This is a genomic window from Lysinibacillus sp. G01H, from assembly GCF_028872195.1.
GTDB lineage: Bacteria > Bacillota > Bacilli > Bacillales_A > Planococcaceae > Lysinibacillus > Lysinibacillus capsici.
Genome location: NZ_CP118397.1, coordinates 141,141 through 161,357, shown reverse-complemented (window position 1 = coordinate 161,357; position 20,217 = coordinate 141,141). Strand labels below are relative to the sequence as shown.

Annotated in this window: 20 protein-coding genes; 11 read left to right on the top strand and 9 right to left on the bottom strand. The window is 37.6% G+C overall.

All coding sequences use genetic code 11. The annotated features are described in order from the left end of the window. Positions 1–3 precede the first annotated feature (3 nt). Positions 4–426 carry a Na(+)/H(+) antiporter subunit B gene (locus PSR12_RS00820; RefSeq protein WP_257520930.1) on the bottom strand — a complete coding sequence of 141 codons (423 nt, stop codon included), beginning with the start codon at positions 424–426 and terminating at the stop codon, positions 4–6. Beyond that, positions 416–2,827, bottom strand: a complete 2,412-nt coding sequence (locus PSR12_RS00815) for a Na+/H+ antiporter subunit A (RefSeq protein ID WP_274771191.1) — start codon at positions 2,825–2,827, stop codon at positions 416–418. Before PSR12_RS00815 ends, PSR12_RS00820 begins: the two co-directional genes overlap by 11 nt. A 564-nt stretch (positions 2,828–3,391) precedes the next feature. Between PSR12_RS00815 and PSR12_RS00810 the strand changes: the two genes are divergently transcribed. Next, positions 3,392–4,078, top strand: coding sequence for an adenine nucleotide alpha hydrolase family protein (locus PSR12_RS00810; protein ID WP_036075307.1), 687 nt, complete (start codon positions 3,392–3,394; stop codon positions 4,076–4,078). Between the two features lie 26 nt (positions 4,079–4,104). On the opposite strand, the gene PSR12_RS00805 is transcribed toward PSR12_RS00810, so the two are convergent. Next, complete coding sequence (locus tag PSR12_RS00805) at positions 4,105–5,313, bottom strand: MFS transporter (protein WP_274771189.1); 1,209 nt, start codon at positions 5,311–5,313, stop codon at positions 4,105–4,107. 102 nt (positions 5,314–5,415) lie between these two features. Here PSR12_RS00805 and PSR12_RS00800 point away from each other — a divergent pair, with 102 nt between their 5' ends. After that, the gene (locus PSR12_RS00800) at positions 5,416–6,135 is read left to right on the top strand and encodes a YetF domain-containing protein (protein WP_202342701.1); all 720 of its coding nucleotides are present in this window, start codon (positions 5,416–5,418) and stop codon (positions 6,133–6,135) included. Positions 6,136–6,159: 24 nt separating this feature from the next. On the opposite strand, the gene PSR12_RS00795 is transcribed toward PSR12_RS00800, so the two are convergent. Continuing rightward, positions 6,160–6,864, bottom strand: a complete 705-nt coding sequence (locus PSR12_RS00795; RefSeq protein ID WP_221681335.1) for a CBS domain-containing protein — start codon at positions 6,862–6,864, stop codon at positions 6,160–6,162. A 170-nt stretch (positions 6,865–7,034) separates the two neighbouring features. Between PSR12_RS00795 and PSR12_RS00790 the strand changes: the two genes are divergently transcribed. After that, positions 7,035–7,805: a MerR family transcriptional regulator gene (locus PSR12_RS00790; protein WP_446720646.1), complete on the top strand. Its 771-nt coding sequence runs from the start codon at positions 7,035–7,037 to the stop codon at positions 7,803–7,805. Next, positions 7,802–8,455, top strand: a complete 654-nt coding sequence (locus PSR12_RS00785) for a GAP family protein (protein WP_274771185.1) — start codon at positions 7,802–7,804, stop codon at positions 8,453–8,455. The genes PSR12_RS00790 and PSR12_RS00785 overlap by 4 nt, the downstream gene beginning before the upstream one ends. 50 nt (positions 8,456–8,505) lie before the next feature. Here PSR12_RS00785 and PSR12_RS00780 read toward each other — a convergent pair whose 3' ends face one another. From PSR12_RS00780 to PSR12_RS00760, 5 genes are all read right to left on the bottom strand, one after another. After that, positions 8,506–9,288 carry an ABC transporter permease gene (locus PSR12_RS00780; protein ID WP_274771183.1) on the bottom strand — a complete coding sequence of 261 codons (783 nt, stop codon included), beginning with the start codon at positions 9,286–9,288 and terminating at the stop codon, positions 8,506–8,508. Beyond that, complete coding sequence (locus PSR12_RS00775; protein WP_221681331.1) at positions 9,285–10,169, bottom strand: ABC transporter ATP-binding protein; 885 nt, start codon at positions 10,167–10,169, stop codon at positions 9,285–9,287. The genes PSR12_RS00780 and PSR12_RS00775 overlap by 4 nt, the downstream gene beginning before the upstream one ends. Then, a complete protein-coding gene (locus tag PSR12_RS00770; protein ID WP_004233126.1) occupies positions 10,166–10,369 on the bottom strand; it encodes a PLDc N-terminal domain-containing protein in 204 nt (67 codons plus the stop codon). Before PSR12_RS00770 ends, PSR12_RS00775 begins: the two co-directional genes overlap by 4 nt. A 118-nt stretch (positions 10,370–10,487) precedes the next feature. Further along, complete coding sequence (locus PSR12_RS00765) at positions 10,488–10,919, bottom strand: protein-tyrosine phosphatase family protein (protein ID WP_274771181.1); 432 nt, start codon at positions 10,917–10,919, stop codon at positions 10,488–10,490. 20 nt (positions 10,920–10,939) lie between these two features. Further along, entirely contained in the window at positions 10,940–11,887 is a 948-nt protein-coding gene (locus tag PSR12_RS00760) for a carbohydrate kinase family protein (RefSeq protein WP_221681329.1), read from the bottom strand. Between the two features lie 156 nt (positions 11,888–12,043). Between PSR12_RS00760 and PSR12_RS00755 the strand changes: the two genes are divergently transcribed. From PSR12_RS00755 to PSR12_RS00725, 7 genes are all read left to right on the top strand, one after another. Then, on the top strand, positions 12,044–12,607 hold the full coding sequence (locus tag PSR12_RS00755) for a GNAT family N-acetyltransferase (protein ID WP_221681328.1): 564 nt from the start codon (positions 12,044–12,046) through the stop codon (positions 12,605–12,607). 18 nt (positions 12,608–12,625) lie between these two features. Then, positions 12,626–13,540, top strand: coding sequence for an EamA family transporter (locus tag PSR12_RS00750; protein ID WP_274771178.1), 915 nt, complete (start codon positions 12,626–12,628; stop codon positions 13,538–13,540). 199 nt (positions 13,541–13,739) lie between these two features. Then, positions 13,740–14,846, top strand: coding sequence for an extracellular solute-binding protein (locus PSR12_RS00745; RefSeq protein ID WP_274771176.1), 1,107 nt, complete (start codon positions 13,740–13,742; stop codon positions 14,844–14,846). A gap of 83 nt (positions 14,847–14,929) precedes the next feature. After that, the gene (locus PSR12_RS00740; protein WP_009371494.1) at positions 14,930–16,000 is read left to right on the top strand and encodes an ABC transporter ATP-binding protein; all 1,071 of its coding nucleotides are present in this window, start codon (positions 14,930–14,932) and stop codon (positions 15,998–16,000) included. A 12-nt stretch (positions 16,001–16,012) separates the two neighbouring features. Further along, positions 16,013–17,719, top strand: a complete 1,707-nt coding sequence (locus PSR12_RS00735; protein ID WP_221681325.1) for an ABC transporter permease — start codon at positions 16,013–16,015, stop codon at positions 17,717–17,719. Positions 17,720–17,746: 27 nt separating this feature from the next. Continuing rightward, positions 17,747–19,261 carry an argininosuccinate lyase gene (gene argH / locus PSR12_RS00730; RefSeq protein ID WP_221681324.1) on the top strand — a complete coding sequence of 505 codons (1,515 nt, stop codon included), beginning with the start codon at positions 17,747–17,749 and terminating at the stop codon, positions 19,259–19,261. Beyond that, a complete protein-coding gene (locus PSR12_RS00725) occupies positions 19,258–20,205 on the top strand; it encodes an N-acetylglucosamine kinase (RefSeq protein WP_274771173.1) in 948 nt (315 codons plus the stop codon). Before argH ends, PSR12_RS00725 begins: the two co-directional genes overlap by 4 nt. Positions 20,206–20,217: the final 12 nt, after the last annotated feature.

Genomic DNA, 20,217 nt, shown 5'->3' with positions numbered 1-20,217 from the left:
TGGCTACTCATCCTCACTTATACTTAAAATAATTGTTACAACAACCCCCACCACTGTTAAAGCTACACCCGCTTCAAATATAGTGACAGTTGAAAAGCCCAATTTCCCAAAAATAGGAACATCTATATACGTATGTGCTTGTGTTAAAAATGGTACATCGAAAAACAACGAACCTATTGCAGTTCCTGTTGCAAGCAATACACCAAGAGCTGCAACCTTTTTAAAGTCGAAAGGCATCCCTTTATGAACAGTTTCAATATCATAGGCTAGATACAACAAAACAATGCCTGAGGCTAACACAAGACCACCTATAAAGCCACCACCAGGAGCATGATGCCCAGCAAAGAATAAATACACGCCGAGTGTTAAAATAATGAACACGACAGCTTTGGTGATGGTCCTTAAAATCACATCATTAATTTTCATGATCTGCTTCCTCCTTTCGTGGCTTAAGCTTTGTTAGAGCATAGACCCCTAAGCCAGCAATTAGAAGAACAACAACCTCTAGCATCGTATCAAAAGCACGGAAATCCCCTAGTATTGTATTAACGATATTGGAACCACCAGCCAATTCATAGGCATCATTGAAGTAAGTAGCCACTGGTTCAAAGCGATCATAGTGTACTACTGCTAAACCAACAATTGTTACGGTTGCACCAACAAAAATAGAAATCAATGCTTTTGACCATTGAACCCTTTTACGTGGTAGCTCTGGCATCAAATCTGGCAAATATTTAAAACATAAAAGGAATAAAGCTGTTGTGACCGATTCAACAACTAATTGTGTTAAAGCTAGGTCTGGTGCACGGAAGATAACAAAGAAGAAGGCAATAGAATAGCCTAGTACACCATTTAGCAACATGGCTGTCACCCGACCCTTTGCGAAAATCATCCAAACAGCTGCAAAGATCATGACAAACACAAGGATTAACTCGTAGGATTCTATAGCGGAATCTTTATCAAAATTAAAGGTCATAGCATCTGACCAAACAAAATAACCAGCGATAAGTGCAACAAAAAATACATATATATAGATAAAATAATGTGTTAAATTACCTGTCATATATTTATTGGTAAGCCTCTGTGAGCCATTTTCACTCATCTCTATCATTCGATTGTAATACGTATTAAACGTATATTTTTGTGAAAATAGACGATAAAGTGGCTTCCAGCTTTTTAATGTTTTAAATAAGATAATTCCAATAATAATGACACCTACTGTCATCAATAACTCTGCATTGATGCCATGCCATGCATGAATATGTGGTGTTAACTCACTTGTAGTTGGGAATGTAGGATAAATACTAGCCATAGCAGGCTCTAAAATATAATGCCCTAATATATTAGGGAAGAAAAAGATACCAACTACCAACAAGCATAAAGTAATTGGCGATATTAACATGCCAAGTGGAGCTTCGTGTGGTTTTCTATCAATCTTCTCTGGTTGTAGTTTACCCAAAAATGTACGACTAATTAAAATCAAACTATAGATAAAGGTAAAGATACTTGCCACCCATGCTATGATGGGGAAAAATAACCCTATATCAGCAATAGAGAATGCTTCTACATCACGAATAGCCAATACTGCTGCAAAAAACATTTCCTTACTTAAAAAGCCATTAAATGGTGGCAATCCTGCCATTGAGAAGCTACCAATCACTGCGATTGTAAAAGTGATAGGCATGAAAGACATTAAGCCACCTAAACGACGAATATCACGAGTACCTACTTCATGATCGACAATTCCAACCATCATGAATAAAGCTCCTTTAAAGGTCGAATGATTCACAAGGTGAAATAGCGCTGCAAAGCTTGCTTGAGTGTAAAGAATTGAGTTTTCCTCATAGCCATAATAATGACCAACAGACCCAAGGCCAAAGAGACTCATAATTAAACCAAGCTGACTCACTGTTGAAAAGGCTAATAATGCTTTTAAATCCGTCTGACGGACTGCATTAAATGAACCCCAGAATAATGTAACTAGGCCTATAACACTAACTAGCCAGAACCACACAGCCTCTCCACCAAAAACTGGTGAAAAACGAGCTACTAAAAAAATGCCTGCCTTTACCATTGTTGCGGAATGTAAGTAAGCACTAACAGGTGTTGGGGCCTCCATAGCATCGGGCAACCAAATGTGGAAAGGAAATTGTGCAGATTTTGTAAAAGCCCCAAGTAAAATTAGAATAAGTGCTGGCGTAAATAAGGCATGATCTCGTATAACCTCTACATTAGCAACAATTTCACGAATACTAAATGTATGAGAAGCTACATAGAGCATTAAGAAACCTGCAAGCATTGAGAGTCCGCCAAAGACTGTAATCATCATAGCTTTTTTGGCTCCAGCTCGAGATGCCTTTCTATGATGCCAAAATGCAATTAATAGGAATGATGACACACTTGTCAGTTCCCAAAATGTGTATAATACCATTAGGTTATCTGAAAAAACAACGCCAAGCATAGCGCCCATGAATAGTAATAAATAGCAGTAAAAGTGATGAAGAGATTCTTTCGTTGATAAATAAAAAATAGAATATAAAATGACTAAACTACCTACACCTGTAATCAGCAGACCAAAAATCATACTGAGTCCATCTAGGTAAGTTGTGAAATTTATATTAAAAGAGGGAATCCACTCATATGTATGAATAAAGGTTTTACCCTCGGCTAATTGAGGAATATAGCGAGCGAGTAAAAGAAACAAGATGAATGGAACAGATAAAACAAACCAGCCAAGATGTGTGACACGCCTTAGTCGCCTGTAAAGCAATGGAATTAGAGCAGCACAAACAAATGGCAAAAGTATCGCAATGAGAACTGTGACCAAATGAAAACCTCCTACTATCTAAATCATCTAGCAAATTTTTGTGGTGATGGGCATGTAAAGTGCTAAGACTTTAGAAATTTGTTCAAGCTAAGTAACATATTAGATGTATTCTTGAAATTTTTTAATGGAATGTGGTGGGGTGTTAAAGTGCTTAATTGTTTATAAAAACGGTTATTTTAGTTATTTAGTCACTTCTAACCCGATGCAAGCCTAAATAACTTGTGGAAAATCAGATAATTTATACAGTTACAACTCAGTTAATATCAGCATAATGAAGACACTTGACTATCTATTTAACTCACTGCATAATAGTGTGGCATATGAAAGCAAATTAGCATAGATGCACAGAATGCATAAATTAAATAATCTCTAATTATTGATTTAAGCTTAATCCTTCAAGGGTTTTCCAATACATTTTCGTTAACTTTTATACATTTTTAAGTATACAATATAAATGAGCATAATGCACTGTAACAGCATTGATTTTAGCTGTTTTAGGATAATTTTTTCAAAATCAACAGTGAAATTAACAAAATACCAACAGATAAGAGGTGTACATTTTTTATGAAGCATGTAAAAGGGCGTTTGGATGAAAGTATATTAGTTTGTGTTTACTACGGCTTAAATGGCGAACGTTTGATTCGTCGTGGTCATAAGATGGCCACAATGCTTGATTGCCCACTTTATATTCTTTCAGTCGATTCGCAACCCCTTGATGCATTTGACGCAGAGAAATCTAGTTATATAGAGCAATGGAAAAAGTTATCAGATGAGCTTGAGGTCGAAAAATTTATTTTGCAAGATAATGAAAAACGCCCCATACAAAAGGTTATTGCAGAGGTCGCAAAGAATTATAGCATTTCGCAAATTATCGTAGGGCAAAGCGCACAAAGCCGTTGGGAGGAAATCACTAAAGGCTCGTTCCTAAACGTACTGTTAAAGGAAGTTCCCTTTGTTGATTTTCATATCGTAGCTGTTCAACGCCCAACAGACGATGATGCAAATGAAACATATGAAAAAGGAGTACGTGCTTACTTAATTAAAGAACAGGAGAACTTTAAAGTAGCATTTACATGTCCTAAGTATGTATCGATTGAAGGTATATTCTTCAAAGAAATTGGCACAGATTTTGACAACGGCATCTTTAAATTTACTTACAACGATAAAATGCATGAAGTTCATATTTCAGAGGGCTATGTAATCGATCAGGAAAAATTGCCAGCAGAATTTTTAGCTCCATTAAGACAATAAAAAAAACGCGTAGATACGCGTTTTTTTTATGAGACAGCAGCTGAAGCAGGTTTATCCTTCGGTAAGAAGAAGGCAACTAGTAATAATAAAGGTAATAATGAAACAACAATCATTGTAAAATCAATGCCTTTATGATCCATTAAAACGCCGATAACCATTGCCCCTATTGCGCCCATACCAAAAGCAAATCCTGTTGTTAAACCAGCCATTGTGCCAATTTTTGTTGGGACTAACTCTTGTGCATAGACCACCGTTACGGAGAAGCTAATCATAATCAACGTACCAATAATAACTAAAAATATCATAGCCGCCCATAATGGTACATATGGCAATGCCAAACAAAATGGCATAGGGCCAACTACAGAAAGGATGATGACATTTTTCCTACCAATACGGTCTGATAAAGAGCCTCCGAAAAAGGTACCTACTACACCAAATGCCATGAATGTGAATATTAATATTTGCCCTAGTCGAAGGCTAACCTCATAGTGATCCATTAGATAAAACACATAAAAACTAGTTATATTTGTTGTATAAAATGATCGTGCAAAAATAATTGTAAATAATAATGTTAATGCCATTCCAACCTGTTTCTTTGTTAATGGAGGCAATGTTGAAACAAGTACACGCTTTTTCTTAGTTGTACGCTCCTGCTCCAATTGTTTTTTATACCATGTAGCAATTTTACTTAATAAAATAATACCAAACGTTGCAATGACTAATATGATCGCAGCCCCACGTTGTCCAAGAATATCAAAGATGTAAGCACTTATTAATGGTGCCAGTGCTTGCCCTGAATTTCCCCCCACTTGATAAATAGACTGCGCAAGTCCTCGTTTAGATCCAGCTGCCATAAAGGAAACCCTTGATCCCTCAGGGTGAAAGATAGCTGACCCAAAGCCTATAAATAATACTGCAATAATAATAATCCAATACTGCGTTGTGAACGCTATAATAGCAATCCCTATAAATGAACTAATCATACCGATAGGTAAAGCATAAGGCATTGGTTTTTTATCACTGATATAGCCTACCGCAGGCTGCAATGCAGAAGCAAATATGTTTAATACAAAAGAAATCATTCCAATTTGTGTAAAGGTCAATCCTAATTCACTCTTAAATATCGGAAACATCGCTGGGATAACAGCTTGCATCGTATCATTGATAAGGTGAGCAACACCGATTGCAATCATAATCGGATAGATTGGATTGGTTACATTTAATTGTTTATTCATGTTGCCACCTCACTCTTATTTTGTTTAAACAGGATTGTCGCATACTATCGACCGTTTTGCACAAGCTATAGTTCGACAGCTGTAAAAGGAGTTGATATATGCATGGAAAGCTTTATTCATGCTCACTTTTGGGAAATGATTCTACGCACAACACTTTCGTTTTTTGCCTTACTAATTCTGGCACGTATACTTGGAAAAAAACAACTAGGCCAGTTAACATTCTTCCATTATATTACAGGTATTACATTTGGTTCGATCGCTTCAGAAATTGCCTCTCAGGAAGAAACACCATTTTTAGATGGTCTGATTTCGCTCGTTTGGTGGAGTGCTTTAACATATTTGATGACCGTTATTACAATTAAATCTAAAAAAGCTCGCGTTCTCGTTGATGATAAACCAACGATTGTTATTCAAAAGGGTCTTATATTAGAATCAGCGCTACAAAAAAATCGTCTTCATCTAGATGAGCTTACAATGATGCTACGTGAACAAGCCATTTTCTCCGTACAAGACGTTGAGTATGCCTTACTAGAAACGAATGGAAAGCTCAGTGTGCTACAAAAAACCTCTGAACAAGTGGCTACAAAGCAGGATGTTAAAGCAGATGTATCACCACCTACCTATCTTCCTACTGAAGTTATTTCTGATGGTCAACTTATTACTGAGAATATTGTTGAACTTGAGCTGACAGAAGACTGGGTATTAAAGAAATTGAAAAAGCAAAATGTGCATTCTGTAGAAGAAGTTTATTTTGCTCAAGTCCAAACAAATGGTTCCTTGTACATCAGCTTAAAAGATAAAGCGAGACATTCAAGCCCTTAATTGCTTGTCTAGTCTCGTTTTTTGTTAATCAATTTTGACAATATCTAAGGGCGTAATAATACCGAGTAATCTTTGATGTGGTTGACCATGCTCCGTTATTAATAATGCCTCAAAGCGTCTCCCTCTTTCGACTCCTTGTTTAAATATTTCCTCAGCCTCATAGATGGATATCGTTCTACTGACAAATTTGTAATTCACTCTATTTTTCTCATGCAATAAGATATCATGCAGTGTTGGTATTTTTTTCGGTAAATGATCGCCACCCATCTTTGACGCAAGCCAATTTGTGATTCCAACTGTTGTGATTAGCCCCTTAAACTGCTTATTATAATAAACAGGAAATTGTGTATATTTGCGCTGACGTATCACTTTTAAAACATGTCTTAAAGAATCATTTTCTTGAAAAATCAATACTCTTTTACGGAACATTTGCCCTACAAGCGTTGGCTTAGCAAGGGTAGCATCTATGTATTCAATTCGTTCTACAACATCAGTATGTGGCTCTGCAATCACATAATGTAATGATGTACGATGATGCACAATCGCATTTCGTAAGTCTGCATATGAGCGCAGATCATCTTCATATTTCTTCACCAAGACATCCTTTTTCTTCGCTTGATCAATCAGCCGATAAAAAGGCATAAAATCCTTAGCACCTACAATATCTCTCAGTCTATGATCTATTCGATTAAACGCTGTCAGGAAACGATCGGAATTTTCAGTTCCCACTTTTCATGTCCCTTCTTTCTATAGTAGTCTATATATTTTCCGAGTTATTTGACAAATTTCGAGTTACACACCCATTATATTCCTAAGTTATAGAGATTCCAAGAAAGTAGTTTTACAATCCCTCTTGAAAGTGACGTTACGTCATTTTATATAATGGCATGAAAGGAGGAGTGATTACTTTGCTTACGATTCACAATGTATCAAAACAAACTGGCATTTCTGTTCGAACATTACGTTACTATGAGGAGATCGGCTTGTTACTTCCTATAGCAAAGACTGAGGGAGGACATAGGATTTACGGAGAGAACGAGCTCAAAACGTTACAACAGATTGTATTTTTAAAGGCATTAGGCTTCAAGTTGAAAGAAATTCAGACACTTATCAATAACTCATGGAATTGGGAAGCAAGTTTAGACCATCAGTTAGCTTTTGTAGCAGAAGAGCAAAAGAAACTACAGCAGATGAAGAACACCATCCTTGGATTAAAGAATGCTTCGTCTATCGAAGGTGGGTTAACAGAGTCCCTTATCCAAAAGTACATTAAGCTTTCAAATCAAGAACGAGATAATAAGCAAGCCTTCCGCCAGCAGATTTTTGCAGCTACGGAAATAGAACTTTTTCGAAAATTACCCAATTTAAATCAAAATGATCCTAATTCTTTAGAGTGGATTGGTTTATTAGGTCAATTAAAGCAGCTACATAAGGAAAGCCCTGAAGCCGATTCCGTGCAGTTTATTATTAAACGAATGATGGAAAAGGCCAAGGTAGAATATAACGGAAATGATGAATTTTTAGAGAAGATGTGGACGATAAGAAAATCTACTTATAAATCTGAACAAATAGGATTATATCCTTTAGAGGAAGAATTTCTACATTTTATAGAGCAGGCTTTTCATGTTTATGAAACAAAAAAACAGGCGTTAGGAAAGTCACAATCATGAACATAGAAATGTTGCTACTGATTGGCACCTTAGCTTTGTTAGACATGTTTAGTCCTTCTATAATTGGCGTATCCGTCTATATATTGCTTGTGGCTAAAAAAAAGCAGACCCGCCTTTTATTAACCTATTTAATGACTGTTGGGTTGTTTTACTTTAGTACTGGGATTTTTTTAATGTTAGGTCTAGGTGTCATATTCAGCCCTATTTCTAATTTACTAGATAGTTACTCAGCTCGATTAATCATGACCATTGTAGGAGGAGTTTTATTTATTGGCAGTTGGTTAGTACCAAAAAGAACGGCAAATGGATCACCTAAACCAAAATCTTTACATGTGAGCTCTATGGTAGCTTTAGGTTTCACAACTTCTATTTTAGAAGTTGCAACCGCTCTTCCTTATTTCGCGGCAATAGGTATTTTAACGAGTAATCAAATAGTGTTTTATGAATGGTTACCTTTATTGGCAGGATACAATTTAGTAATGATTGCACCAGGGATCATCCTACTATGCTTACATCTATTATTCCGACGATTTATGAATAAACCTTTAAGAAAAATTCAAACACTTTTTGATCAAAGAACAAGTTCGACCCTTTCTTGGATTATGTTCTTTGTGGGATTGATTTTACTTATAAATGGTAGGATGATTTAAAATAAAAAACGGTAAAAATCCATTATAAGTTGGTTTTTACCGTTTTCTCTTCAGATTTTTGTCATAGACGCATTTCTTTTCATCATCACGATACCAATGCCGATGCAGATAATTGTCAATGCTAGCGTAATGACTAAGCTCCACCAGTAATCTGACATCTCTATTGTTCCTCGAAATTTTGCAATTCCGTAGCTTGCTAGTTTCCACGGTGATATTGTCCAAAAGATTCCTATAATCATATCGATAATTTGCCCAACAAAGATCACTGTAAATGCACATGTTGTAGCAATAACTGTTTTAAAGCTGGCACTCATCATTAACGTAACAGCTATCACAAATAGCAACCAAATATAGTACGTAGAAAAGCTTACTAACAGTGCACTTACGTCCAACGTTCCATATAGAATAGTTGTATAATAGACACTTGCAGCAAACCCAGCTAAAATACTAACCAAACAAATGGTGCTCATAACAACAAATTTACTCAAAAAATATGCGCCAAATGAAATGGGCCGAGCATATAGTAATGTTGCCATACCATTAGCACGTTCCTTACTAATAGCTCCTACAAACGAAGCCATCATCACCAATAAGCCAATCGTTTGAAATTGCCCGATAGAAGCTTGAATTAAATCCAGTGGCATTAATTCTGGCATCAACATTTCAAAGCCCTCTGGTACATTCCCAACAGCATTTAAAATATCCATCATATAATAGTTTGTTAGTGGATCACTCATTCCAAGCAGAGCAAACACTAGAGGAATCCATAGAAACTTCCAACTCCTCCATGCTTCTCTAAATTCCTTTTGCAGAAGTACATTGAATCCTCTCATGCCTTTTTCGCCACCTTCATGAAAATTTCTTCCAAAGATGCTGTCTGTCGCTCTACCTTTCTAATTGTATAAGGACATTCACTTAACCGTTGAAGCAACATTTTCATCGTCGGCTCCTCATTCACGATCTCAATATACACATTACAGCCTATTACATGATTAGAGGGATTTGCAAAAAGCTTAGCTTCTTCTTCACTGCCAAATTCAATGACATAATTTTGCTCATCAAAACGTTGCCGTACTTCACGTAATGTTCCCTGCTCTACTAGTTTTCCATTTTGCAAGAATAATAGTTGATCTGTCATTTCTTCAGCATCATTTAAAATATGCGTTGAGTATAAAATAGTCGTCTCTTGCTGTAGTCCTTTTAATAAATCAAGTACTTCTCTACGGCCAACTGGATCTAATGCTGAAACAGGTTCGTCTAATAGCAGTAATTTAGGCTTATGCACTATTGCTTGGGAAATACCAAGTCGCTGCTTCATCCCACCTGAAAAAGAGGCTATTTTTTTATGTTGGGCATCCCCTAACCCTACAAATTCTAAGGTTTTTTGGGCTTCTAATTTAGCCTTTTTGGCTGCTACACCATTCAATTTTGCAGCCATTTCTGTAAACTCTAACGCAGTTAGCCAAGGATGAAATTGTGGATATTGTGGTAAAAAACCTATATTCGCACGTAAATCATTACCTAGCATCTTTACATTTCCAGCAGTCGGTTTCAAAAGTCCCGTTAACATAGATAAAGTGGTTGTCTTGCCAGCTCCATTCGGACCAATTAAAGCCGTAGAAGTTTTTTCCTCTAAGTTGAAATGAATAGCATCTACAACTTTGTGCTCTGCAAATTGCTTGGTCAAACCTGTAACTTGAAGTAAAGTTGTCATGACTGCTTTCTCCCCACTATAAAGTACGCAATTGACCCTAATAGATTAGCAAATAGAATGATAAACACCCAAAGAATTTTAGGGCCGTTTGTTGCGTGAATTTTTCGTAAATCAATAAGTGCTACGATCATCAAAATAATTTGAACGATGATGAGCGGTGCTATAACTGCCCATGGAACTTTTGCTAATTCCTCCATCATACAGATCACCTCATTATTTGTTATACACTAACTATAACAACTTTGTTCTAATATGTATAGAACAAAGTATCTCTTACATCATAAAAAAAGATGTACCTTAATTAGTACATCTTCTCAATTATTTATAAAGTTTTTGCAGAGCGTCTTCCATTTTAGGGCGTATAGTTACTACTGAACGAGCTTTTTTGACAGCTGACTGTGCTGCTTCTAACGAATCAGCCATTCCCAACTCCATTAAGATAGCAGTAGCTGCAACACCTGCACGTCCACCCCCACTTCCACAGTGAACATATACTTTCTGCCCTGTCTCAAAGGCTATAGCAACTTCTTGCGCTACTTGTTGGATGGATGATGCTACCTCACTATCTTCATCTGCTATAGGCATATGTTTATAAGAATAAGGAACTATTTCCTGCTCTTGAAGGGATAGCCCTTGAACACGAACATCTATCACAACATCAACGGATTCTTGTGTAAATGCAGCCTCTGCATCTTTTGCACCGCCAAAGAACAGTTGATCCTTTACTAAAACATCGTAGTTTTTCTCCATATTCTCCACGCCTCACATGTTTATTTTAGTAAATGCTTAATATCCTCATAATATGGTAGAGCCGTTAAAGCACCTGCTTTTGTTGCGGCAAAAGCTCCTAATTTGTTGCCAAAGCTTGTACAACGCACTAGTTCTGCTTTTGTTGTAGGTAAACCATTATAATGGACATCACGTAGGACACCTGCCATAAATGCATCTCCCGCACCTGTAGTATCCACAGGCACTACTTTCTCAGTCGGTACATGGATAACATCACCATTAAGGACTGCATAAGTCCCGTTCTCTCCTACGGTAATTAAAATAATAGGCACTAAATAGCTATTTAATTGCTCGATACCTTCTTCTAAGCTACTTGTCTCTGTCAGGAAGAATAACTCATCATCCGTCACCTTTAAAATATCGACATCCTCGAAAAATGATGTAATCGTATCTCGACAAATTTCTTCACTGCTCCAACGTAAAGGACGGATATTTGCATCCATTGCAATAATCGCACCCTTGTCCTTAGCCATTTCTACTGCTGCTCGTGTTGTAGCAAGAGCTGTTGGATGGAACATTGTGCCTGAACACACCGTTAAAGCAGAGGCATGCTTAAAAGCTGCTTCATTTAGCTGTGATGGTTCAACTTGTAAATCGGGTGTTTCATCAACATAATCCTTAAAAATCCGCTCACATGCTTCTGTTAGATGCACATAAACACCACTTACTCGTTTTGCTGGATCAAATACGGCATAATCCAGTTTCACACCCTCTTGGGCAAGCCCATCTCTCACAAATTGCGAGCCCTCATCATCACCCGTAATTGTAATTAATGCGGAAGGCGCACCAATGCGGCTAATACCCGCTGCAACATTGACCGTTGCGCCACCCATATATTTAGTAAATGATGAGTTTGTTACATCATCAGCAATATAGTCAATAAAAGCATCTCCATAGACTAATATAAAATCCTTCTCTTGCTTTGTCATGATAGTCCTCCTGAAAGTCTAGTCATTATAGATTAACACGAAAATTGTCATTCTATAAAGGTTTTTACTTTTGGCATTTCTTTACGAGAGGATGGATAACTTGAGTCATCCCCTATCTTTGTTATACTTGCCTATAGAAAGGTAGGGATTATCAAAATGAGTATTACAATTCGACAAGCGCAACCACAAGATGCCCATGCTGTTGTGCCTTTAATTATCGACGCCATTGGCGATATTGCTAATCGGTTAACTGGTGAGCAATCAACGGAGGCTGTGATACAAGAGCTGACTGTTCTTTTTCAACAAGAAGACAATCGACATTCTTATTTAAATACTTTTGTCGCTACTGAAAGTGAACAGATTTTGGGGATTCTCGTTTATTATCACGGTCAACAAGCTGTTCATATGGATGCTAACCTTGTTAAATGGCTTGAAGCAAAAAATGCACCATCCATTGTTATTGACAAAGAAGCCCATGAAGACGAGGCTTACATTGATACAGTTTGTGTTGCACCAGCTGCACGTGGTAAAGGAATCGGAACATTGCTATTACAATTTGCCGAAGAGCTGACAAAGCAGCGTGGCTATACAAAATTATCATTAAATGTTGAAACCCAAAAAGAAGAAGCTCGCCGTCTTTATGAACGACTAGGCTTTGTTATTACGGAGCCTTGGTCAATTATTGATGAGCCTTTTCACCATATGGTTAAACAGTTTTAGGAAGTGAATAACTAATATATGAAAAACAATTTGATTTACCCTCTTTTGATTGTTATTGCATCTAGTAGTTACGGGATCTTGTCGACTATTGTCAAAGTAGCTATGCAGCATGGCTTTACATCAGCAGAGGCTGTATCAAGCCAATATATTATTGGCTTTTTACTCGTAATATCCATCTTTATTTTTACTGACAGAAAATTACCAAGACCGTCCAAGAAGGGTTTACTTATTTTAATATGTGCGGGAGTTTTTACAGGGACAACAGGTATCGTGTACGGAGAATCTTTAAAGTATCTTCCTGCTTCTCTTGCAGTAGTCATGTTATTCCAATTTACATGGATTGGTCTACTGATTGATTGTGCCCTCCATAAAAGATTACCAAGTAGACCTGAAGTTATTTCAATCGTCATCTTATTTATCGGAACGATTCTAGCTGCAGGTGTATTAAATGTAGATTTAAGTGACATTCCTATTCAAGGATGGCTATTCGGTTTTACAGCAGCCGTTACTTTTGCATGTTTTATTCAATTTAATTCTCGACCTGTCGAGGGCGTGACTACCACATCAAGGGTATTAATCGTTTCCTCTATAGCCCTTATTATGATCAGTATTTTCCTAAGCCCCGAGGTTATTTGGAACGGTAAACTATTCATGCAAGGCCTGTGGAAATATGGACTAGCACTAGGTCTTTTCGGTATCATTTTACCGATTTATCTATTTTCGATTGCTATCCCTAAAGTTGGTGGTGCGCTTGCTTCTATTTTAAGCGCCATTGAATTACCAGTGGCTGTTACTGTTTCCGTTATTGTTTTGCATGAACCTTTAACTGCTGTACAAATTATCGGGATTGTACTGGTGATTGCTGGCATGATGCTGCCAACCATTGTTGCACAACGTCAACAAAAGGATAGCTTATTAGAAGCACATTTATAAATCGACAAAAAACTCCTTAAAAATGGAATGATTCCTTTTTAAGGAGTTTTTTTGAACTTTAATGAAATGCCATTGCTTACCATTATGCACTTCGCTATGATGAATGCAAATGTAATTTTTTAATAATTCTAACATTAATGTTCCCCTTCGGTATTATACTGCAATATGCAAGTAACTTACTTTAAGAAAGGGGAAGTTGATGAAAAAAGCCTATATTCTTGGTTTTTTCCTTATGTTAATGCTTGTCGTTTTAGCTGCTTGTAATGGCAAAGATCAGCAAAATTCTACAAATGATGCAGCAAATAATGAGGAGGCATCGAATGGTAAACAAACAGAAGTAGCAACAACGTCGCCTTCAGGCAAGCTAGTAATTTACACTGGACGTGACGAAGAAATGGTGCAAAATGTGATCGATCAGTTTAATGAAAAATATCCAGACATTGAAGTAGAATTTCTAACAATGGGTGCTCAACAGATTTTAGAACGTCTTCGTGGAGAGAAAGCCAATCCTCAAGCAGATTTTTGGTGGGGCGGAACGCAATCCGCACTCATTGTTGGCGCCAATGAAGACTTACTACATGCTTGGCAGCCGAGCTTTATTGACGCTATTGATACCGCACACAAAGATGTAGATGGACGTTGGTTCGGCGAGATGCTGTTACCTGAAGTAATTATGATTAATAGTGATTTACTAACAAAAGAAACTGGTCCACAGGACTGGGATGACTTATTAGATCCTAAATGGAAGGATCAAATTTTAATCAGAGGTGTACTGGCGTCAGGCACAATGCGTACGATTTATTCTTCCATGATTGTACGACAAGGTGCGGATTCACCTGATAAAGGCTACGAGTGGTTACTACAATTAGATGCCAATACAAAGGAGTACACACAAGACCCTAATGCTTTGTATTTAAAACTAACGCGTCAAGAAGGCAGTGTCTCCCTATGGAATCTACAAGATATTTTGTTAAAAAAATATACGACAGATTATCCTTTTGATTATATTTATCCTAAAAGTGGTGCACCTATTTTAGTAGACGGTGTAGCAGTTGTAAACAATGCGAAGAACCTAGAAAATGCGAAACTTTTTGTAGAGTTTTTATTTGAAAAAGAGATGGTAACACAATTAGCTAATGATTATTATCAAATTCCTACACGTTCAGATATCGACAAAGGCTCCATGCCAGAATGGTATCAGGAATTAGATTTAAAAACATTTGATATTGATTGGCAGCTAATGTCTGACAAAGAAGCAGAATGGATGGAATACTGGGATAACAATATTAAAGGGCGCGGTAAATAGTAGAACGGGTAAAAATTCGGCTTATACAGCGAATTTTCACCTTCCTGTATCATCTAGATTCTTTGTTAGAGAGGAGCTAATGATTGAGAAGTGTCAGAATCGAAAATGTCTCGAAGCAATTTGGTCAAGTGTATAGCGTGAAGGACTTAAATCTTGAAATAAAAGCTGGTGAATTTTTTACCTTTCTGGGTCCTAGCGGCTGTGGCAAAACAACCACTTTAAGGATGCTTGCAGGCTTTTATTACCCTACTAAAGGCAAAATTCTTTTTGATGATCGAGATGTCACTCGACTTCAGCCCAATAAGCGCAATATCGGCATGGTATTTCAAAATTATGCCCTTTTCCCCCATATGACGGTTGATGAGAATATTGCATTTGGTTTACAAGTTCGAAAATTTTCAAAAGCTGAGATTCAGCACAAGGTGGATCGAATTAGAGGTCAAGTACATCTTGCTGCTTACGGCAACAGAAAAATAAATGAGCTATCTGGTGGGCAACAGCAGCGTGTTGCTTTAGCTAGGGCACTCGTGATAGAGCCAGATATTTTATTGCTTGATGAACCTCTATCCAATCTAGATGCAAAATTGCGTGAGGAAACACGTATTGAAATCAAACGAATCCAATCTGAGCTTGGAGTCACAACGATATACGTTACTCACGATCAAATGGAAGCCATGTCTATGTCGGATCGAATTATGGTTATGGAAAATGGCTATATCAAACAAATTGGTACGCCTCAGGAAATTTATCATCAACCCAAGGATCGTTTTGTGGCAAATTTTATTGGTGAAACTAATTTAATTGAATGCTCAATCCAAGCTATTGATGGGGAAAATGTACAAGTACGAACAGTGAATGGACATAATTTAATTGGGCGAAAGCAACAAAGCTCTCCCTCTTTAACGCATATGATTGGAGACAAAGTATTTATTTCTATTCGTCCAGAATCGATTCAACTTGGTACTGGTGAAAACACATTAACAGGAAAAATTACATTTGTTGAATTCACAGGTATTAGCGTTAATTACATTGTAGATTTTACTGCGTTCTCACTTAAAGTAATGCTTATTAATTCTTATGACCAAATCAAAAAGATCGGTGAAGATATTACAATCCATATGGCACAAGATTCACTGTACTTTTTAGGGGAATAGGAGGAAGCCAATATGGGGAAACAGTCTGAAAGTACGTGGACGCGAATTTTGCATGCCAATTGGTTTGTCTATGTTTTAATATCGCCATTATTTTTAGTGTTATTCGCCTATGTGGTTTATCCCTTCTATCAAACTTTCATCCAAAGCTTTGCTGGTGATGAAGCATTCTTTCACTATAAGAAATTTTTTGATATAGCTAGTCCAGCAAATTTAGAGGCCTTGTGGACCAGTATTTATATTTCATTTATCAGCGTTATTTGCTGTGCACTTGTTGGGGTAACAATGGCCTTTTTACTAGAACGCTATAATTTCCCTGGGAGACGGATATTGTCTATTTTAGTTTTGGTTCCAATGGCACTTCCTCCTCTAGTAGGTGTTTTGTCCTTTTCATTTTTATATGGCGATAGCGGGATTTTCCCACGAATTTTTCAGCATCTATTTGGGTTGGATCACGTTCCTTTTGCCTTGAAGGGAATATGGGGCGTCATCGTTGTTCATACATTCACAATGTATACGTACTTCTATTTGACTGCCTCTGCTGCTATTAAGGGGCTTGATCCTGCTCTTGAAGAGGCAGCTACTAGTCTGGGTGCAGGGCGTATTCGCGTATGGACAAAGGTTATTTTACCGATGCTCACACCTTCTATTGTCGCCTCATCCTTATTGGTGTTTATGATTTCTATGGCTTCTTATACTGCACCTTTGATGTTTGGTGTGGAGCGTACTATGACGATGCAAATTTATTTATCACGTACAAATGGGAATCTTGAGATGGCGGCAACACAGTCGATGATATTATCTTTTGTGTCTATCACTTTTTTAATCATTATGCGTTGGTATCAAAATCGCAGAAATTATCAAAATCTGAGTAAGGGAATTAGTGTTCATCGTTCAGAGGTATCCTCAAAAAAGGTAAAAATTATAGCAACCATTGCTTCTTTTGTTGGCACATTAATATTGATACTGCCTATTTTAGTGTTGATATTGATCTCTTTTTCTGTGGATGGAGCTTGGAAAACGCAAATTCTCCCGACCGATTATACAATCGATCATTATATTGCCCTTTTTACCGATGAACGCACATGGCGACCTATCTGGAACTCCATTCAAATGGGTGTCATTGCAACACTGGGCAATATCATCTTTGGAGTCGCGGCAGCTTATGCTATGGTGCGCTTAAATTTTAAAGGGAAAACCTTGCTCGATATTTTGATAATGGTACCTTGGGCTTTGCCAGGAACAGTTGTTGCTGTTAATTTAATTGCAGCCTTTAGTACAGAAAGTATCTTTAGTTTTAATCAAGTATTGATCGGGACATTTTGGATTTTGCCATTAGCCTACTTTATTCGACATTTACCACTTGTTTTTCGATCAACATCCGCCTCTCTTGTACAGCTAGATCAATCAATTGAAGAGGCATCACGTGGCTTAGGGGCCAACTGGTGGTATACATTTAGACGTATTGTCGTGCCTTTAACATTCACCGGGATTTTAGCAGGGACACTCTTAGCCCTCGTGCAAAGCTTTGGTGAATTTGTTGCATCCATTCTAATTTACAGTACATCCACTATTCCATTGTCTGTAGCGATATTCCAAAAATTATATGCATTTAAATTTGGGACCGCCTGTGCTTATGGTGTCTTACAAATTTGTTTAATTTTAGTTGTCCTTATTATTTCTGAAAAACTATCAAAAGGCAGTGCTGGTACAGCCATCTAACTGCCAATCTATTAGGGGGCCTTGACAATGTTTGAAGATTTTCGCAATAAAACACAGCTGGAAGATGGGATGATATTCCCTTCTAACATCTATCGAAAAATCGTTTTACAGCCAGCTTATGATGAGGCAAAGAAAAATTTTTTAACAATTATGCTACAAATCAATATTGCTCATTTAAAAATGTTAGAAGAACAAGGACTTGTAAAAAAAGATGAAGCAAAGCAAATTGGGATAGCTCTAAAAAAAATTGACTTAAATTATTATCGTTTAGAGGATTACAGTCCCCAATATGAGGATTTATTTTTCCGCATTGAAAATAAATTAATAGAGCTTGCTGGTGATGTTGCTGGAAATCTTCACATTGGTAGAAGCCGAAATGATATGGGTATCGCCATCTATCGAATGACATTAAGAAAAAAATTATTATTATTAATGCGCGAGTTACTAACATTACGTGATGATTTAATCGCTGCTGCAGAGGAACATATCGATACCATTATGATTGGCTACACACATACACAGCAGGCCCAGCCTACAACCTTCGCCCATTATTTAAAGGCCGTCATCGACCAGCTAGAGCGTGATTTTGAACGAATGCAGCATGTCTATAAAACGGTCAATCGTAGCAGTATGGGAGCCGCTGCCTTAACAACGACAGGCTTTAATATTAGTAGAGAACGTATGCGTGACCTACTTGCCTTTGATGATATTATCGAAAATGCATGGGATGCAGTTGCAGGAGCAGATTATATAGCCGAGGCTGCAAGTATTGTACAGCTTGCTGCACTCAATCTTGGCCGTACTTCTCAAGATTTTTTGTTATGGGCTACTCAGGAGTTTAATGCGTTTACACTCGCAAGTCCATATGTGCAAATAAGCTCTATTATGCCTCAAAAGCGTAATCCTGTTTCTATAGAACATACACGCTCATTACTATCTGCGGTTGTAGGAGATGCAAGTACAGTATTACAGATGGTACATAATACACCTTTTGGAGATATCGTAGACACTGAGGATGATATGCAGCCTTATTTATGGCGTGCCATTGACCGCTTAATTGGTATTTACAAGTTGTTTGGTTCGCTTGTTGTTACAATGGATGTCAATAAGAAGAAGTTAAAAAGTCGCGCTGAAAATAGCTTTGCGAATGTCACTGAGCTAGCTGATACATTAGTCCGTTCAGAGGGAATTTCCTTCCGTCAAGCACATAGTATTGTTAGTAAATGTATTAAGGTTCTACTTGCTCATGGAGAGGAATCATTAGCTAGTCTTACATGGGGACTTGCAAATACACAATCGAAATTGATCACGGGCAAGGAATTAACTATTTCAGAAGAGGATTTTTATAAGACGTTAAGGCCAGAATCCTTTGTTGGTGTGCGAACATTACTAGGTGGTCCCGCTCCAGCCACTATGAAGGCTGCTCTTGAACGTTCCAAACTGAACGCCCATGATTTTTATGAATGGATTCGCTTAAAGGAAAGTTCCATTATTGAAGCAGAAAAAGAACTAACAGCCTTTCTAGAGGAATGGAATCAATGAAGCAATGGTTATTAATTATTGATGGTGGGGCGACAAAAACAGCATGTGCAGTTGTTCATGCTGAATCTGGTGACATTGAGTATTCTACATCCGCTAAAGGCTCTAATTATCAAGCCATTGGTGTTGAATCGGCTACGGCAATATTACAAGAGCTTTTAGCAAATGTTGAAAGATTTTTGCGAAAGTATCCTAATTCTCAAATTGCTGTAGCCACCTTTGCTTTAGCTGGCATTGATTCTCCGAAGGATCATGCAGCCGTCGTGACTATTGTTCAAAATGCTCTTAAGATCACACAGCTACAAATAGACACAATGATTATTGAAAATGATGCAGAGGCCACACTATTAGGTGTGACTGCTGGACAGGCAGGTGCACTGCTCATTGCTGGAACAGGAGCTATTGCCTATGCCTTTGATGGGCAGCGAATTGTACGTGCAGGGGGCTGGGGACATCGGGCTGGCGATGAGGGAAGTGGGTATTGGTTAGGGCAGGAAGTCGTAAGAGCTATATTTAAAATGGAGGATGGTCGTGGGAAACCAACAATCTTAAAGGAAGCTGTCTATCAGTCTTTAGGTATACAAGATGTTACAGAGCTTGCCGAATGGCTATTCCAACCTTCCTATACAAATGCACAACTGGCCAAGATAGGCTCTTTTGTGGCAAGAGCAGTCGAGCAAGAAGATGCTTGTGCCATCGCAATATCTCAACAAGCTGCCCATGAACTAGTCCTTCTAGCAAGCGCTGTATTGAAAAATATTGACTATCAGAATGAACCATTTTCTTTTTTTTGTAATGGTGGTGCCATCAAGCATAATCCACTCATTTTAAAGATCTTTACAGAGGAAATAACCTTCATGTATCCTCAAGTGGACATTACCCTTTGTCAGCACCAGCCTATTACTTATTTAATTGAACGAACAAAAAGGGCATATGACTGTTTATAAGTCATTGCCCTT

Coding starts and splice junctions, on each gene's coding strand:
- PSR12_RS00785 (WP_274771185.1), top strand. CDS start 7,802: ATGAACATAGAAATGTTGCTACTGATTGGCACCTTAGCTTTGTTAGAC.
- PSR12_RS00800 (WP_202342701.1), top strand. CDS start 5,416: ATGGAAAGCTTTATTCATGCTCACTTTTGGGAAATGATTCTACGCACA.
- PSR12_RS00760 (WP_221681329.1), bottom strand. CDS start 11,887: ATGACAAAGCAAGAGAAGGATTTTATATTAGTCTATGGAGATGCTTTT.
- PSR12_RS00765 (WP_274771181.1), bottom strand. CDS start 10,919: ATGGAGAAAAACTACGATGTTTTAGTAAAGGATCAACTGTTCTTTGGC.
- PSR12_RS00750 (WP_274771178.1), top strand. CDS start 12,626: ATGAAAAACAATTTGATTTACCCTCTTTTGATTGTTATTGCATCTAGT.
- argH (WP_221681324.1), top strand. CDS start 17,747: ATGTTTGAAGATTTTCGCAATAAAACACAGCTGGAAGATGGGATGATA.
- PSR12_RS00755 (WP_221681328.1), top strand. CDS start 12,044: ATGAGTATTACAATTCGACAAGCGCAACCACAAGATGCCCATGCTGTT.
- PSR12_RS00775 (WP_221681331.1), bottom strand. CDS start 10,169: ATGACAACTTTACTTCAAGTTACAGGTTTGACCAAGCAATTTGCAGAG.
- PSR12_RS00780 (WP_274771183.1), bottom strand. CDS start 9,288: ATGAGAGGATTCAATGTACTTCTGCAAAAGGAATTTAGAGAAGCATGG.
- PSR12_RS00735 (WP_221681325.1), top strand. CDS start 16,013: ATGGGGAAACAGTCTGAAAGTACGTGGACGCGAATTTTGCATGCCAAT.
- PSR12_RS00770 (WP_004233126.1), bottom strand. CDS start 10,369: ATGATGGAGGAATTAGCAAAAGTTCCATGGGCAGTTATAGCACCGCTC.
- PSR12_RS00810 (WP_036075307.1), top strand. CDS start 3,392: ATGAAGCATGTAAAAGGGCGTTTGGATGAAAGTATATTAGTTTGTGTT.
- PSR12_RS00820 (WP_257520930.1), bottom strand. CDS start 426: ATGAAAATTAATGATGTGATTTTAAGGACCATCACCAAAGCTGTCGTG.
- PSR12_RS00805 (WP_274771189.1), bottom strand. CDS start 5,313: ATGAATAAACAATTAAATGTAACCAATCCAATCTATCCGATTATGATT.
- PSR12_RS00745 (WP_274771176.1), top strand. CDS start 13,740: ATGAAAAAAGCCTATATTCTTGGTTTTTTCCTTATGTTAATGCTTGTC.
- PSR12_RS00725 (WP_274771173.1), top strand. CDS start 19,258: ATGAAGCAATGGTTATTAATTATTGATGGTGGGGCGACAAAAACAGCA.